The organism is Streptomyces iconiensis (assembly GCF_028657195.3).
In the GTDB taxonomy this organism is placed as follows: Bacteria; Actinomycetota; Actinomycetes; order Streptomycetales; family Streptomycetaceae; genus Streptomyces; species Streptomyces iconiensis.
Genome location: NZ_JANCPR020000024.1, coordinates 82,812 through 96,143, shown reverse-complemented (window position 1 = coordinate 96,143; position 13,332 = coordinate 82,812). Strand labels below are relative to the sequence as shown.

The 13,332-nt window shown below is 72.3% G+C and carries 13 protein-coding genes and 1 pseudogene; 7 read left to right on the top strand and 7 right to left on the bottom strand.

The annotated features are described in order from the left end of the window. Positions 1-7: 7 nt before the first annotated feature. The gene (locus tag NMN56_RS23660; protein WP_274045725.1) at positions 8-1,507 is read left to right on the top strand and encodes a sialate:H+ symport family MFS transporter; all 1,500 of its coding nucleotides are present in this window, start codon (positions 8-10) and stop codon (positions 1,505-1,507) included. 124 nt (positions 1,508-1,631) lie between these two features. Here NMN56_RS23660 and NMN56_RS23655 read toward each other — a convergent pair whose 3' ends face one another. The 3 genes from NMN56_RS23655 to NMN56_RS23645 form a co-directional block, all read right to left on the bottom strand. Next, positions 1,632-2,522 (bottom strand): class I SAM-dependent methyltransferase, encoded by an 891-nt coding sequence (locus tag NMN56_RS23655; RefSeq protein ID WP_274045727.1) that lies wholly within the window; start codon positions 2,520-2,522, stop codon positions 1,632-1,634. Positions 2,523-2,844: 322 nt separating this feature from the next. After that, the gene (locus tag NMN56_RS23650; RefSeq protein WP_274045729.1) at positions 2,845-3,429 is read right to left on the bottom strand and encodes a helix-turn-helix domain-containing protein; all 585 of its coding nucleotides are present in this window, start codon (positions 3,427-3,429) and stop codon (positions 2,845-2,847) included. 233 nt (positions 3,430-3,662) lie between these two features. Beyond that, positions 3,663-4,625 (bottom strand): GlxA family transcriptional regulator, encoded by a 963-nt coding sequence (locus NMN56_RS23645; protein WP_274045731.1) that lies wholly within the window; start codon positions 4,623-4,625, stop codon positions 3,663-3,665. A gap of 310 nt (positions 4,626-4,935) precedes the next feature. Here NMN56_RS23645 and NMN56_RS23640 point away from each other — a divergent pair. Next, positions 4,936-5,097: pseudogene (locus tag NMN56_RS23640) on the top strand (TetR/AcrR family transcriptional regulator); the annotation flags it as partial. Positions 5,098-5,152: 55 nt separating this feature from the next. On the opposite strand, the gene NMN56_RS23635 reads toward NMN56_RS23640, so the two are convergent. Then, a complete protein-coding gene (locus NMN56_RS23635) occupies positions 5,153-5,998 on the bottom strand; it encodes an SDR family oxidoreductase (protein ID WP_274045732.1) in 846 nt (281 codons plus the stop codon). A gap of 212 nt (positions 5,999-6,210) precedes the next feature. Here NMN56_RS23635 and NMN56_RS23630 point away from each other — a divergent pair, with 212 nt between their 5' ends. Further along, the gene (locus tag NMN56_RS23630; RefSeq protein ID WP_274045734.1) at positions 6,211-7,131 is read left to right on the top strand and encodes a hypothetical protein; all 921 of its coding nucleotides are present in this window, start codon (positions 6,211-6,213) and stop codon (positions 7,129-7,131) included. Between the two features lie 17 nt (positions 7,132-7,148). After that, positions 7,149-7,328 carry a hypothetical protein gene (locus NMN56_RS23625; RefSeq protein WP_274045735.1) on the top strand — a complete coding sequence of 60 codons (180 nt, stop codon included), beginning with the start codon at positions 7,149-7,151 and terminating at the stop codon, positions 7,326-7,328. A gap of 35 nt (positions 7,329-7,363) precedes the next feature. Here NMN56_RS23625 and NMN56_RS23620 read toward each other — a convergent pair whose 3' ends face one another. Both NMN56_RS23620 and NMN56_RS23615 read right to left on the bottom strand, forming a co-directional pair. Next, positions 7,364-7,828, bottom strand: a complete 465-nt coding sequence (locus NMN56_RS23620) for a DUF5994 family protein (RefSeq protein ID WP_274045736.1) — start codon at positions 7,826-7,828, stop codon at positions 7,364-7,366. A gap of 125 nt (positions 7,829-7,953) precedes the next feature. Continuing rightward, positions 7,954-8,694, bottom strand: coding sequence for a DUF5994 family protein (locus NMN56_RS23615; RefSeq protein ID WP_274045737.1), 741 nt, complete (start codon positions 8,692-8,694; stop codon positions 7,954-7,956). 170 nt (positions 8,695-8,864) lie between these two features. On the opposite strand from NMN56_RS23615, the gene NMN56_RS23610 reads away from it, so the two are divergent. From NMN56_RS23610 to NMN56_RS23600, 3 genes are all read left to right on the top strand, one after another. After that, the gene (locus NMN56_RS23610; RefSeq protein WP_274045738.1) at positions 8,865-9,413 is read left to right on the top strand and encodes a GNAT family N-acetyltransferase; all 549 of its coding nucleotides are present in this window, start codon (positions 8,865-8,867) and stop codon (positions 9,411-9,413) included. 141 nt (positions 9,414-9,554) lie between these two features. Then, positions 9,555-11,195, top strand: coding sequence for a sigma-70 family RNA polymerase sigma factor (locus NMN56_RS23605; protein ID WP_274045739.1), 1,641 nt, complete (start codon positions 9,555-9,557; stop codon positions 11,193-11,195). Positions 11,196-11,277: 82 nt separating this feature from the next. Further along, positions 11,278-12,138 (top strand): GAF domain-containing protein, encoded by an 861-nt coding sequence (locus NMN56_RS23600; RefSeq protein ID WP_280842868.1) that lies wholly within the window; start codon positions 11,278-11,280, stop codon positions 12,136-12,138. A gap of 81 nt (positions 12,139-12,219) precedes the next feature. Here NMN56_RS23600 and NMN56_RS23595 read toward each other — a convergent pair whose 3' ends face one another. Continuing rightward, a complete protein-coding gene (locus tag NMN56_RS23595; protein ID WP_274045741.1) occupies positions 12,220-13,023 on the bottom strand; it encodes a GAF and ANTAR domain-containing protein in 804 nt (267 codons plus the stop codon). Between the last annotated feature and the right edge of the window lie 309 nt (positions 13,024-13,332).

Here is a 13,332-nt window from a genome sequence, read left to right as displayed (position 1 = left end):
AGACCACGTGACCCCCATAGCCAAAGCCGCGATCCCCTGGTACCGCGAAGTCAGCCCCACGCAGTGGAAGTCGTTCTTCGCCGCCTGGATCGGGTACGTCCTCGACGGCTTCGACTTCGTTCTGATCACCCTTGTCCTCACCGAAGTGAGCGACGAGTTCGGACTCAGTACGGTCGAGGGCGCCAGCCTCATCTCGGGCGCCTTCATCACCCGGTGGCTCGGCGGCGCCCTGCTGGGCGCCCTCGGCGACCGGTTCGGCCGCAAACTGTCGATGATCGCCAGCATCCTGCTGTACTCGCTGGGCACCTTCGCCTGCGGATTCGCCTGGGACTACACCAGCCTGTTCGTCGCGCGGCTCGCCATCGGCATGGGCATGGCCGGTGAGTACAGCTCCAGCGCCACCTATGTCATGGAGAGCTGGCCCGTCCGGGTACGCAACAGGGCCAGCGGCTTCCTCATCTCCGGCTTCTCCGTCGGCTCCGTCCTGGCCGCCCAGGTCTACGAATGGGTGGTGCCCTCCCTCGGCTGGCGCTGGATGTTCTACCTCGGGCTGATCCCGATCGTCATCGCGCTGTGGATGCGGCGGGCCCTGCCCGAGGCGGAGGAGTGGAGCGCGACGGTCGCGGCGAAGGGCGCGAAGCCGAACCCGTTCCGGCCCCTGTTCGCCACACCTCTGCTGGCGGGCTTCAACCTCGCCGTCGTGGCCGTCGCGAGCGTGTCGCTCTTCGCGGTCTTCACCCCCTTCGGGGCCGGCGCGATACCCGTACTGTCGGTGGTCGCCGGGGCTTCTCTTGTCGCCTTCGCCGTCCAACTGGGCGGCAGGAAGGGCTGGCTGCTGTACGTCGCGATGATCGTCACCGTGTTCTTCGCGTTCCTGTACACCTGGCCCATCCAGGGCCTGCTGCCGACCTACCTGAAGACCGAGCTGGGCTACAGCGGCGGGCAGGTCACCGACGTGCTCTTCTTCGCCGGCTTCGGCACCATGTTCGGCTGCTGCCTCGCCGGATTCATCGGCGACTGGATCGGGACCAAAAAGGCGTACGTGATCACGCTCGTCGCCTCGCTGGTCTTCGTCTTCCCGGTCTTCGCGGCCCAGGACAACCTGCTGGTCCTCGGCGTCCTGCTGTTCATGCTGCAGGCATTCAGCTTCGGCATCTCCGGCCTGCTCCCCCGCTACATCGGCGGGCACTTCCCGACCGAGAGCCGCGGCGCCGCACTCGGCTTCACCTACAACGTCGGATCACTGGGCGGCGCCGTCGCACCCGTACTGGGCGCACACCTCGCCTCGGGCATGGAACTGGGCCGCTCACTGGCCATCCTCACCTTCGCGGGCACGCTCATCGTCATCCTCCTCGTAGGGTTCGACGTCCCCCGCAGACTGGGCCGCCTCACCGACCCGGACACCCCGCACGACCACCTCGGCAAGGAAACCTCCGCAATGACCACGCAACCGCGGCCCGCACCGGTCACGGACGGACCGGCGGCTCCGGACCCGCGTGGCGAGTGAACCGGCGGGAGCGCGGGAACCGGCGCCGGACGGCGGTGCGGCCGAGCGGCAAGCACGGCTGCGGGCGGGCCACCAGCGGACGCGATAGCGGCTGACAGTCACCGCGCCTCGCCGGCCGACGCCCTCAGGTGCGGCGTGCCGCCCATACCTCGCGCTCGGTGCGTACCCGCAGATCGCCGCGGCGCAGGATGCTGCGGGGGCTGTCGGTGTCGAGCAGTTGGTCGAGCGCGGTGAGGTCCTCGGCCGACAGTGACTCGGCTGCGCCGCTGCGGATGCGGCGCAGGCTGCTGAGTGCGTAGCGGCCGACCAGCTCGGTGTGGGGCGGCCCGATGTTCACGGTGAGGGTGCGTTCGGCCTCGACCGTGAAGCCGGCCGCGGTGAGCTTGGGCCCCCAGTCGGCGCCACGGTGCGGCATCTGTTCGACGTGGTGCCGGTCGAGTACGGCGTGACAGCGTTCCTCAAGACCCGGACGGTCCTCGGGTGCGTCTTCGGGCAGGAACCTCGGGAAGCCGGCCAGTTCGACGACCGCGAACAGTCCGCCCGGCGCGAGCGCGCCGTGGACCCGGCGCAGGACGCGGTCGGGGTCGGTCATGTGGTGCATGGAGGCCGACGCCCACACCAGTTCGGGCGTACCGAGGTCGGGCCAGGTCGCGTCGAGGTCGGCCTGGACGGTGTACACCCGGTCGGCCAGACCTTCCGCAGCGGCCTTTTCGCGCAGGCGGCGCAGGTGGGCGGCCGAGGCATCGACGGCGGTCACCTCGGCGCGGGGGAAGCGCTTGAGCAGCGCGAACGTACCGACCCCTGTACCGCAGCCCAGGTCAGCGACGTGCCGGGGCTCGGCTCCGACGGGCAGCCATGCGATGAGGGAGGCGATGTGCTCGGCGAGCACTTCCGCGTCCAGGTCGAGGATCTCCGTCTGGTCGTCGTGGTCGTGGTCGTGACCGTGGTCGGCTCCGTGCCGGTGGGCGGTGTGCCCTTCGTGGTCGTGCGAGGCACGAGGGGGTGTGTGGGTCATACCGAGCACGCTAAGAGCACCGGGGGCGCAGGGCGGCACCTCTTCCCGGAAGAGCAAGAGAAGACCGCCTGGCCTGCCGGTCGCGCAAGAAGTCCTTGACCTGCTGCACTGTTACGCCCCTCGCCTACGCCCCTCGCCGTACGGGAGCGCGGCCCGGGGCGGCGCGACGAAGCTGGACGGCTGGGCGGCCCGGACTGCTGAGGGCCCCACGACGGCTGAGGGCCCACGCCTCGTCGAGAGGGGGCTTTACGGGCCGGACGGGAAAGGGCGTCTCAGGGAGGCCGGACGGGAAAGGGCGCTTCAGGGAGAGGGACGGCCCGGGTCATCGTGGGTCGTCGTCGAGGGCCTCGTTGCGCTGGTGGCCACGGCGTGCGTCGCGGTCGAAGATGCCCATGACCTCGCACGGCCCGCCCTCCGCGCCGATGGCGTGCGGCAGCATCGTCGGGAATTCGGCGGCCTGGTTGGTCTCCACGCGGAAGCGCCGGTTGCCCAGCAGCAGTACGGCGGTACCGGAGAGCACGACCAGCCATTCGCGGCCGGGGTGGGCGCGCATGCGCGTGGGGCTGTCCGGCGGCGGGTCCGTCATGCGCTGGCGTACCACCGTCATGCCCGGGTCCGCGCGGATGGGCCACCGCATGCTCTGGTGGGCCGCGTCGATCATGGGGCTGGAGATGACCTCGTCGGTTGCCGTCTCGACCAGTTGGTCGAGCGAGGTGTCCAGGGCGCGGGCGAGGGTGACCAGTTGATCAAGGGCGAGGCGGCGCTGACCGTTCTCGATGCGGCTGAGCGTGGACGGGCTGAGCCGGGCGCGGACGGCCAGCTCATCGAGGGACCAGCCCTGTGCCACGCGCAGTGCGCGGATCCGTTTGCGTACGAGGCTGTCCAGCTCGCCGTTGTCTTGCGTCATAGGCAACACCGTATGCTCCTTGAGCAAGGCGCGCTCAGCGTGGTCGCGTAAGGCCCCGCTCCGGGCCTGTTCATCCTGTGCATCCGGTGCATGCGATGCATTCGGTGCATGCGACCCCTCCTTCGAAGCGCAGGAACATCGCGCACTCTCGGCGCGGGCGCGCGGCTGAGCCGGAACCCCCAGGAGGCGTGTGGGGCACGGGAGTTGAGCCGCTGCCCGGTGGAAGGGGCCGGTCAGGCGCTCAGCCGTTCCGGCGGCGAGGCGAAGGTGCGGCGGTAGGCGTGGGGGCTGACACCCGTGGTGCGCTTGAAGCGGTCACGGAAGGTGGTGGGCGACCCGAACCCGACCTGACCGGCGATACGTTCCACGGAGTGCCGCGTGGTCTCCAGAAGGTGCTGTGCCTGGCGGACACGAGCGCTGTGCAGCCACTGGAGCGGCGTCGTGCCGGTCTGTTCGCGGAAGCGGCGTATCAGGGTGCGGGTGCTGGTTCCGGCGTGTGCGGCGATGTCGGCGAGGGTCAGATCGCGCGCCATGTTGTCCTGCAGCCACGTCAGGAGGGGTTCGAGGGCTGAACCCTGGGGAGCCGGCACCCGGTCGTGGACGATGAACTGGGCCTGCCCTCCCTCGCGTTCGAGGGGCATGACGGACAGCCGGGCCGCGTCGGCGGCGACGGCTGAGCCGTAGTCGCGGCGGATCATGTGCAGGCACAGGTCCAGCCCCGCGGCGGCGCCTGCCGAGGTGAGGAACTGCCCGTTGTCGACGTACAGCACGTCCGGGTCGACCTCGATCTCCGGGTGCGCCGTGGCCAGGATGCCGGCGGCGATCCAGTGGGTGGTGGCCCGGAGCCCGTCCAGGAGCCCGGTGGCGGCCAGCGGGAAGGTGCCCGAACAGATGGAGGCGATGCGCGTGCCGTTCCTGGCGGCTTCGCGCAGCGCGTCACGGACGGCCGGCGGGAGCGGGGCCGTGGGAGCGGCCGTGCCGGGCACGATCACCGTGTCCGCGTCCCTGAGCCCCTCCAGCCCCCAGTGGGCACGCAGGGTGAACGCGCCCGCGTCGACCTCCTCGTGCTCCGCGCAGACGCGGAGCTGATAGCCGGGGCGGCCGTCGGGGAGACGGGTACGGGCGAAGACCTCGATCGGAGTGGACAGGTCGAAGGGGATCACCTGGTCCAGCGCGAGAACGGCGACGGTGTGCATGGCGGGAACATACCGCGCCACCCGCGCGCCGTCTCCGCCCCCTGCTTCCGTATCGCTCGACTCCGTACCTGGTCAGAGCCCCACGCGGCGGTCATGGCGCGATCCCGTCGAAAGCTGTCACTCATGCCACGGGCAGGCAGGCGACAGGTGGGCGGACAGACCGGCAGCAGACAGGCGGACAGGTGGGCAAGCGGGTGGGCGGACGACGCGAGCAGCCAGGCAGGCGGACACGCGAGCAGGCAGACGGGCGGGGGACAACCAGGGAAGCGACGGACCCGTTCGTGACGGACATATTCGTCACGTGGGGAGCATGACCCCGAGAACCCCGCCCAGCCGCAGCCGCCGCGAGCGCCCTGCCAAGCCCGCGCTCACCCACGGGGCCATCGCCGCCACGGCGGTCAGGCTGAGGGAGGCCGAGGGGCCGCGGCGCGTCACCATGCGGCGCCCGGCCACCGAACTCGATACGGGGCCCGGGCGGGCGAAGCGGTGTGCGTGCCCGGTGCGTAAGGACGGCCGGACGAGAGGCGCTAGGTGATCTGGGCCGTGGAGGCGAGGACGATCTCGCGCACGGTGACACGCTGGGGCTGCTCGTACACGTACATGACCGCGGCGGCGACATCCTCGGGCGCGAGCACCTCGATGGAGTCCTTGAACGCCTGGTACCCGGCCTTGACCCCCTCGTGGGTCGTGTGCGACAGGATCTCCGTCTCGACGGACCCCGGCGCGACGGTGACCACGCGCACTCCATGTCCCGCGACTTCCTGGCGGAGGCTCTCCGACATGCCCTCAACGGCGAACTTGGTGCCGCTGTAGACCGTGTGGTTGGGGTAGACGTTGCGGCCCGCCACCGAGCTGACGTTGACGAGCGTGCCGCGGCCACGCGCGATCATGCCGGGGAGCACGGACCGTACGCCGTTGAGCAGCCCGTGCACATTGACGTCGAACATGCGCTTCCACTGTTCGGTCGGCTGGTCGGCGACGAACCCGAGGAACATCTGCCCCGCGTTGTTCACGAGCAGATCGGTCGGCCCGTACCGCGCCTCCGCCTCCTCGATCGCGGCGCCGACGGCCACCGCGTCGGTCACATCGACCTGCCTGCACAGCGCCCTGGGCAGGTCCAGCGCCTCGGCCAGACCGGCCCTGCGGGCCAGGAGGAGCAGCGGATGGCCCCGCTCCGCGAGCGCACGCGCCGTGGCGGCGCCGATGCCGGTACTGGCTCCCGTGACGACGGCGAGGGGGCCGTGCGCTTCCGCTTCCATGTCCGTTTCCGGTCCTCTGTCCTGGGCGCAGGTCTCGGCGCGGGTCTGCTGCGCAGGTCTGCGGCGTACGCGCCTGCGCTGCGTAACGGCCCGCTTGGGCGGCCCGTCGGGCACCGAACCACCACACGCTAAGCGAACGCGGTCGCCACCGGTAGCGGTGTGCGGTGGCCGTGTGCGGTAGCGGCGTGCGGTGGCGGGGGCCGTGGTGCGCGGGTTGCCCCGGGCCCGGCCGGGGGCCACGCCGGTTGACTTTATACCCTAGGGGGGTATGTTGTGAGGCATCGGCCGGGCGCCTCGGCAGCCCCGAGGAGAGAAGGGAAACCGTCATGACCACCGACCCCACGGCACACGGACACCACACCGGACACGCGAGCCACGCGGACCATGTGAGCCACGCGGACCACGGGGCCCACGCGGGCCAGGCCCCCGGCGGACTGCTGACTTCCGCAGGCGGCTACACCCTGGAGTTGCGGACTCCCCAGCTCACCGCGGGAACCCCAGGTGAGCTGCGCTTCGCCGTCGTCCAGGACTCCACGGGAGAGGCCGTCACCGCCTACCGGACACAGCACGGCAAGGAACTGCATCTGATCGTCGCCTCGCGCGATCTGACGGTCTACCGCCACCTCCACCCCACCCGCGCGGCGGACGGCACCTGGTCGACCCCCGTCGAACTGCCGAAGGCGGGCGCCTACCGGGTCTTCGCCGACTTCGCGCCCGAAGGGTCAGCGGCAGCGCTGACCCTCGGCGCCGACCTCACCACCGGCGGAGTTCCGGAGTCCGCACCGCTGCCGGAACCGCACCACACCGCGCACCTCGACGGGTACGAGGTCCGGCTCGCCGGCACGCTGCGCGCCGGGGAAGCGGGCCATCTGACGCTGCGCGTGGCCAGGGAAGGCAGGCCCGTACGGGACCTCCAGCCCTACCTGGGCGCGTACGGGCACCTCGTCGCATTGCGCTCGGGCGACCTGGCCTATCTGCACGTGCACCCGCACGGCGAGCCCGGCGACGGGCTGACGCAGCCTGGCCCCGACGTCTCGTTCATGGCGACGGTCCCCAGCGCCGGCGCCTACCGGCTCTTCTTCGACTTCCAGCACGAGGGAGTGGTGCGTACGGCGGCCTTCACCGTACGCACGGAAGGCGCCGACGCACCCGCGCCCGGAGCACCCGCGCACGCCGACCACGCCAACCACGGACAGCACGCCGACCACGGACAGCACGCACACCACGTGCCGCGGTCCGGCCACTGAGCAGGCGAGGAGAGCACATGTCGACCCGAACGCAGGCCCTGCGCCGGGCCGTTGAGCACCCTCTCGTACGGCTGGCGGCCGTGGCGCTGCTCCAGGCAGCGGCCGAACACCTGGCGCAGCCCCGCACCGCCACCGGCACCGGGCCCAGGGCCGGATCGGGCTCGTGCGCGCGTGCGTGTGGCAGGGCGGCTTCCTGAGTCCCCGTCACCCGGCGGGGTGTGAGGAGTCCCCGTCACCCGGCGGAGTGTGAGGGTGCGCGCTCCTCCCGTACGGTCGCGGGTTCCGGCCGGGAGGCCGCCGTCAGCGCGCGGTGCGCCTCGGCCGCTGTGGCCTCGGGCGGAACGACCGTGAGGTCGCACCGGCCCACCCCCAGGGAGAGGAGGCAGACGGTATCGCGGTGCCCCATCCCCGCCGACCAGTTGAGGTGGACCACACGGTCGCCGAACGTCATCCGGCGTGAGCTGGCGAGCCACATGCCGCTGTCGACCGTGACCCGGGTGATGCGGCCCCAGCGGTCCTCCAGCGCGGCCAGCAGCGGCGGGAGTTCGTCGGTGAGGTCACGGGAGCGCGGCCACCACGCGCCGTCGATCCTGTGCACCCCCGTGTGCGGCGGGTGAAGGGCGAACCTGGGGGTCCCGCGGGCGGGGGTCCTGCTGATGGCCTTCATCTCGGCGGGCTTCATGCTGGTGGGCTTCATGCCGTGAGCCTGTCTCCGGACTCCTGTCCGGGGTGGGATGCCCGGGTGGGGTGTCCGGGGTGGGGTGTCCGGAACGCCGTGGCGTGCTGACGCTCCGGTGTTCATCGCGGAGGAGTCCGCCACGCTCAGCTCTCCCGTCTCTCCTCGCGCTGCCGTCTCTCCAGGCGCGTACACACGGGGCCGCGCAGCAGGTTGTGCACCGAGGCCGGGAGAAAGGGCCCGCCCACGTACTCCCCGCCCTCGTGCTCTCCGTGCTCGTACTCCCCGTACTCGTAAGCGCCCTGCTCTCCGTACCCGTACACGCCGTCCCCCTCGCGGTGCGGCGCCGATGCCGGAATCGGGGCCGGGGCCGGGGACTGCACCGGAACCGGCGCCGTCAGTGCCCCGACCGTCTCGCTCAGGCCGCTCGCCGTACGCGCGTTGTGCGGGTCGGCGGCGACGGCCATCAGCAGCAGTGCCGTTGCCGGCGGCGTCAGCGGCGGCACGACCAGCAGGCCCCGGGTGCCGACGGCGCAGGAGAACACCATGCCGTACGGGTCGGGCGCCAGCGGGGACACCTCGCGTGGGAGGTCGTGCCAGAGCGCCGGGTGCACCGTGAAGCGCGTGATCCGGCCCCACAGCGGCCCCAACGTGGCTGCCAGGCATGGGAGTTCACGGGACAGGTCGAGCGAGTACGGCCACCAGGCGCCGTCCAGCGGGCCCGGACTGCGGACGGCGGGCGTCAGCGACAGCCGGGCCGCGGGCGCTCCGGGGCGTGCCGTGTGCCAGGGTCCGGCGACCACGCCCATGGCTCGTTCCCGCCCCCGGGCATCCGGCGGGGCACCGCCCGCCCGGTGGTTGTCGCTCTCCGAGAACGACGTCGGCATCGGCACCGGTGTACGAAATGCCCTCGGTGCGTCCCAGCGTACTGTGTTCCCAGCGCGACCGGCCTGGCGAGCCCGCCGGTTTCCCCGGCGCCCGTGCGCTGTCACGATGGGCACGGTCGCGGGGGCGCACGCGGTGTTCGGCAGGAACGGCTCCGGGGTGGGAGGCACGCGTGGCAGAGGTGTTCGTACGGCGTCTGACCAGATGGCAGGCCGATCAGCAGCGCGAAGCGATCGCTGACATGTACGTCGAGACCTACCGCAGGGCGCAGGGCGAGGAGTACCACGACCGGCAGGAGTTCCTGCGCCGCTTCTCCGAGGACGTACAGCGCCCCGGCTTCGACATGGTGGTGGCGAACACGACGGGCCCCGCCGGATGCGGATACGGGTTCCGGCTGGACCGCGGGGGCGACTGGTGGCACGACTTCCTGGGGGCACGCTCACGGGACGCCGAGGAACTCACCGCCTCGGGCAAGGTCTTCGCCGTCGCCGAGCTGATGGTGCTGCCCTCGGTACGCAGGCGCCACATCGCCACCCGCGTGATGGAGCAGCTGATGGCCCGCCTCGACGCCGAGCTGGTCACGGCGCGCGTCGAGCCCGCGAACGTGCCGGCACGCAGCGCGCTCCAGTCCTGGGGCTGGGCACGCCTGGGCGATGCGCGTACGTCGCCGCAGACACCGGTGTTCGAGGTGTGGAGCAAGCCGGCGCGGCTCCCGCTGTGACGCCGGGCGATCCCCCCTCGCCCGCCCGGAAACCGCTCTCGTAGTTTCTGTTGGTCGCGTTTCTGTTATCCGCGCGGCGCCCCCGCACCTCCAGTGCCAGGGGGAGGACCGTTCCAGAAACCGAGAAGGAGCACGAGCAGCGTGAGCAGCGAACCCCAGTACGCCCTCATCAGGGCGGCGCAGGCCGGGGACCAGCGGGCTCGGGACCGGCTCACCGCCGCGTACCTCCCGCTGGTGTACAACATCGTCGGCCGGGCACTGAACGGGCACGCGGACACGGACGACGTGGTGCAGGAGACCATGCTGCGTGTCCTGGACGGCCTCGGCGGGCTGCGCTCTCCTGAGAGCTTCCGCAGCTGGCTGGTGGCGATCACCATGAACCAGGTACGCGGTTACTGGCGGCGGTACGGCGCCGAGGCGGCGCCGCCCGTCAGCCTGGAGGACACCCGCGCGGCGCCGCCCGTCGAGGACTTCGTCGACGCGACCGTGCTGCGCCTGGGCCTCTCCGGGCAGCGGCACGAGACGGCGCGGGCGACCCGCTGGCTGGACGAGGACGACAGGACGCTGCTGTCGCTGTGGTGGCTGGAGGCCGCTGGACAGCTCACCCGCGCCGAGGTCGCCGCAGCGATGGAGCTGTCGCCGCAGCACACCGCGGTACGGGTGCAGCGGATGAAGTCGCAGTTGGAGACGGCCCGCGTGGTGGTGCGCGCGCTGGCGGCCGAACCGCCATGCGTCCTGCTGGCTTCCCTGTCCTCGGGCTGGGACGGCATACCGTCCCCGCTGTGGCGCAAGCGCCTGGCCCGCCACACCCGCGACTGCGCGGTCTGCTCCGGCCGCTCCTCGGACCTCGTACCCGCCGAACGGCTCCTGGTGGGGCTGGCGTTGGTGCCCGTCGTTTCCACGGCGGTGACCGCTGCGGCCTCCGACCTGGCAGCGCACAGCGTCGCCCACCACCCGGCGCACTCGCCCACCGACCCAGCCCTCGCCGGCGCGACAGGCTCGGGTGCCCACGCCTCGCACTCCCCCGGCTCGGGCTCTTCCCCCGGCTCGGGCCCCGGGCGTGCCCTGCGCCGCAGGCGGTCGCGGCGGCGCAGGCGGGTGACGGGACTCGTCGCCGCGGCCGTGGTGCTGAGCACCGGGGCCGGGATCGTCCACCTCACCACCGGGCCCGAGGAGGACGGGAAGCGCTCGCGGGACGTCACCGCGCGTGCCGAACCTGCCCCCTCCTCGCACTCCCCGCGTCCCAAGCCCTCGCCCTCGCCCTCCAGCGCCTCGCCTTCGGCCTCTGCCACCTCACCCTCGCCCTCGCGGACGGCGAAGCAGCCGGCGAAGCCCCGCCCGAGCACTCCGCCTCCGCGCCCCCAGACCAGCCCGGCGACCCGCGAGCCCGCCCCCGCACCGCGCGGCCCGTCGCACGAGGTCGCGGCGCTCGTCAACGCGGAGCGGGCGAAGAAGGGATGCGGCCCCGTCCGCACCAACGACAAGCTCGACACCGCGGCGAGCGGCCACTCGGCCGACATGGCGGCCCGCGACTTCTTCGACCACACCAACCCGGACGGCAAGGGCCCCGGCGACCGCATCACAGCGGCCGGGTACCGCTGGAGCACCTACGGGGAGAACATCGCCAAGGGCCAGAACAGCCCGGAAGAGGTGATGAAGGGCTGGATGAACAGCCCCGGACACCGCGCGAACATCCTCAACTGCTCGTACAAGGAGATGGGTCTCGGCCTGCGCCAGGGCCAGGGCGGCCCCTGGTGGACCCAGGCATTCGGCGCCCGCTGAGCCGCCCGCACGGCGCGGCCAACACCCGTACGGAGCACGGCAGTTGTCGACGCTCGCGGCGGGGCGCTTCTACCATGGCGGCATGGAACTGCGCGAGGGCCCGGTGCCCGATCCGTCGAGGCCCGCGTGGGAACGTGCCGCACGTGCCAGAGAGCGCGCGCGGCGTGCGCTGTCGAAGGCGGCGGGCTACGACCTGCTGGCTGCGAGCAGCGGCTCGTACGGCTGTGCCGAGGTCGCGAGCGTGCACCGGAGGACGGCCGAGTGCCATCTTTCGTCGGCCCGCCTCCAGGAGACCTACGCGCGCCACGCCGCGCGGTGGTCGGCGGCGGGATCGGGCGGCCCCCGGCCGCTCTTCATGGGCGGGGTGGCCGAGGCGTGCGGTGCGGAGAGCGCCGCGCTGGCCCTGGTCGGCGCCGATCAGAGCCAGCTGGCTTTCGCCACCTCCGACCCGTGCGCCGAGCGGGCGCAGGAGCTGGAGTTCGTGCTCGACGAGGGCCCCGGCAGGGATGCCGCGCTGCTGCGCGTACCGGTCTCGGCCGGCGGCGACGGCCTGGCGGTCCGCTGGCCGCGCTACGGTCCCGGGCTGGCCGGCCTTGGCGTCGGCGAGGTGCTGGCTGTACCGCTGACGACACCGGGAGCGTGCCTGGGCGCGCTGACGATCCTCAACAGGCGGCCCCGCGGCATGGTTCCGCGCGCCGTCGCCGGCGTCGCGGCGGCGCTGACCCACTCCGTGCTGCTCGGCCCCGACGCCGACCCCGGCCTGTACGGGGAGGCCGACCACCGCGACCGGGTGCAGCTGGCGGCCGGCATGGTCTCGGTACAGGCGGGCTGCGCGGTGGCGGACGCGCTGGCGCTGATCAAGGCACGCGCCTTCGCCGACGGGTTGCCGACCGCTGTCGTGGCACTCGCGGTCACGAGCCGCGAACTGCGCCTGGGCCTGTGAGGCGGCAGGCGTCGCGCGGCCAACGCCCGCGAACAGGGCGCCGCCGCCCGGCCGTTGGCACCGGGCCGTCGGCACGCGGGCTCAGCCCTCCGCCGAGGGCAAGGACGGAGACGAGGACGAAGGCGGAGACGAGGGCTGGAAGGGCGGCTCGTTGAGCTTTCCGTCCAGGACATCGGTGCACACCTCGTGCAGCCGCTTCTGGTGGGAGCGCGCGTAGAGGCGCAGCAGCGTGAAGGCTTCGTCGGGTGTGCAGTCGAGCCGTTCGGACAGGGCTCCCTTGGCCTGCTCGATGGGGATGCGGCTGGTGAGCGCGCCCTGGAGCCTGTCGGCCTGCTCCCGTGCGCTGCCGAGCTGGTGATGGTGCGCCAGGCCGAGCGCGGTGGCGTGCGCGAGCGCCTGGAGCAGCCCCAGGTCGTGCGGGCCGAGGGCATGCTGCTGCCTGCTGTAGACGACGAGCGCGCCACGGGGGTGCTCGCCGTAGCCCAGCGGTACGGCGGTGACGCGGTGGACGCCGAGGCCGAGCGCGAGGCGCGTGTACCCCGGCCAGCGCTTTCCGGGGCGTTCGAGGTGGATGTCGGCCAGGGTGTGGCCCCGTGCCATGACCTCACGCGCCGGCCCGTGGCCCCGCCTCAGTTCGAAGCCCTGGAGCTTTCTGGCCGCCGGACCCTCATGGCACGCGCGGAGCGCCTCGGTGTCACCGCCGGGCAGGAGCACGCCTGTCTCGGCCCGGTGTCCGGCGGCGGCGAGGTGCCGGTGCGCCAGGTCGCACAGCGCGCGGAGCCGCCCTTCCGTGTCCCGTTCGCGGCCCACGGCGTCCACGAGATCGAGCAGCGCCTCCACCGGAACGGCGCCGGGAACTCCATGACTTTCCGTGCCCTCCTGCATGCGTCCAGTCAACTGCCGTCGGGCCTCACACGGAAGGGCGGTCCGTGCCCGAAGTGCAGGAAGATGCCGCCGGGTTCCGCCCGGAAGCCCGGCGGTCCGCCAAGTGGCCATATATAGGGCGGTGCGTCCGCTCCCGCGCTCGCCCGTACCGCCGCTCCCGCCCGGACGTGGAACGTACTGGCATGATTTCCCTCTGCCGGTGCACCCGCTTTATGGCGTTTTGTCAATGTTCATTCCTGGCGCGCATACGAGGGACCCACGCGAGCCGGAGGACTGCCGTTGCGCAGCCCTCACGTTCCGGGCGCTTGC

Coding starts and splice junctions, on each gene's coding strand:
- NMN56_RS23615 (WP_274045737.1), bottom strand. CDS start 8,694: ATGCCGACGTCGTTCTCGGAGAGCGACAACCACCGGGCGGGCGGTGCC.
- NMN56_RS23655 (WP_274045727.1), bottom strand. CDS start 2,522: ATGACCCACACACCCCCTCGTGCCTCGCACGACCACGAAGGGCACACC.
- NMN56_RS23650 (WP_274045729.1), bottom strand. CDS start 3,429: ATGACGCAAGACAACGGCGAGCTGGACAGCCTCGTACGCAAACGGATC.
- NMN56_RS23595 (WP_274045741.1), bottom strand. CDS start 13,023: ATGCAGGAGGGCACGGAAAGTCATGGAGTTCCCGGCGCCGTTCCGGTG.
- NMN56_RS23645 (WP_274045731.1), bottom strand. CDS start 4,625: ATGCACACCGTCGCCGTTCTCGCGCTGGACCAGGTGATCCCCTTCGAC.
- NMN56_RS23620 (WP_274045736.1), bottom strand. CDS start 7,828: ATGAAGCCCACCAGCATGAAGCCCGCCGAGATGAAGGCCATCAGCAGG.
- NMN56_RS23600 (WP_280842868.1), top strand. CDS start 11,278: ATGGAACTGCGCGAGGGCCCGGTGCCCGATCCGTCGAGGCCCGCGTGG.
- NMN56_RS23630 (WP_274045734.1), top strand. CDS start 6,211: ATGACCACCGACCCCACGGCACACGGACACCACACCGGACACGCGAGC.
- NMN56_RS23625 (WP_274045735.1), top strand. CDS start 7,149: ATGTCGACCCGAACGCAGGCCCTGCGCCGGGCCGTTGAGCACCCTCTC.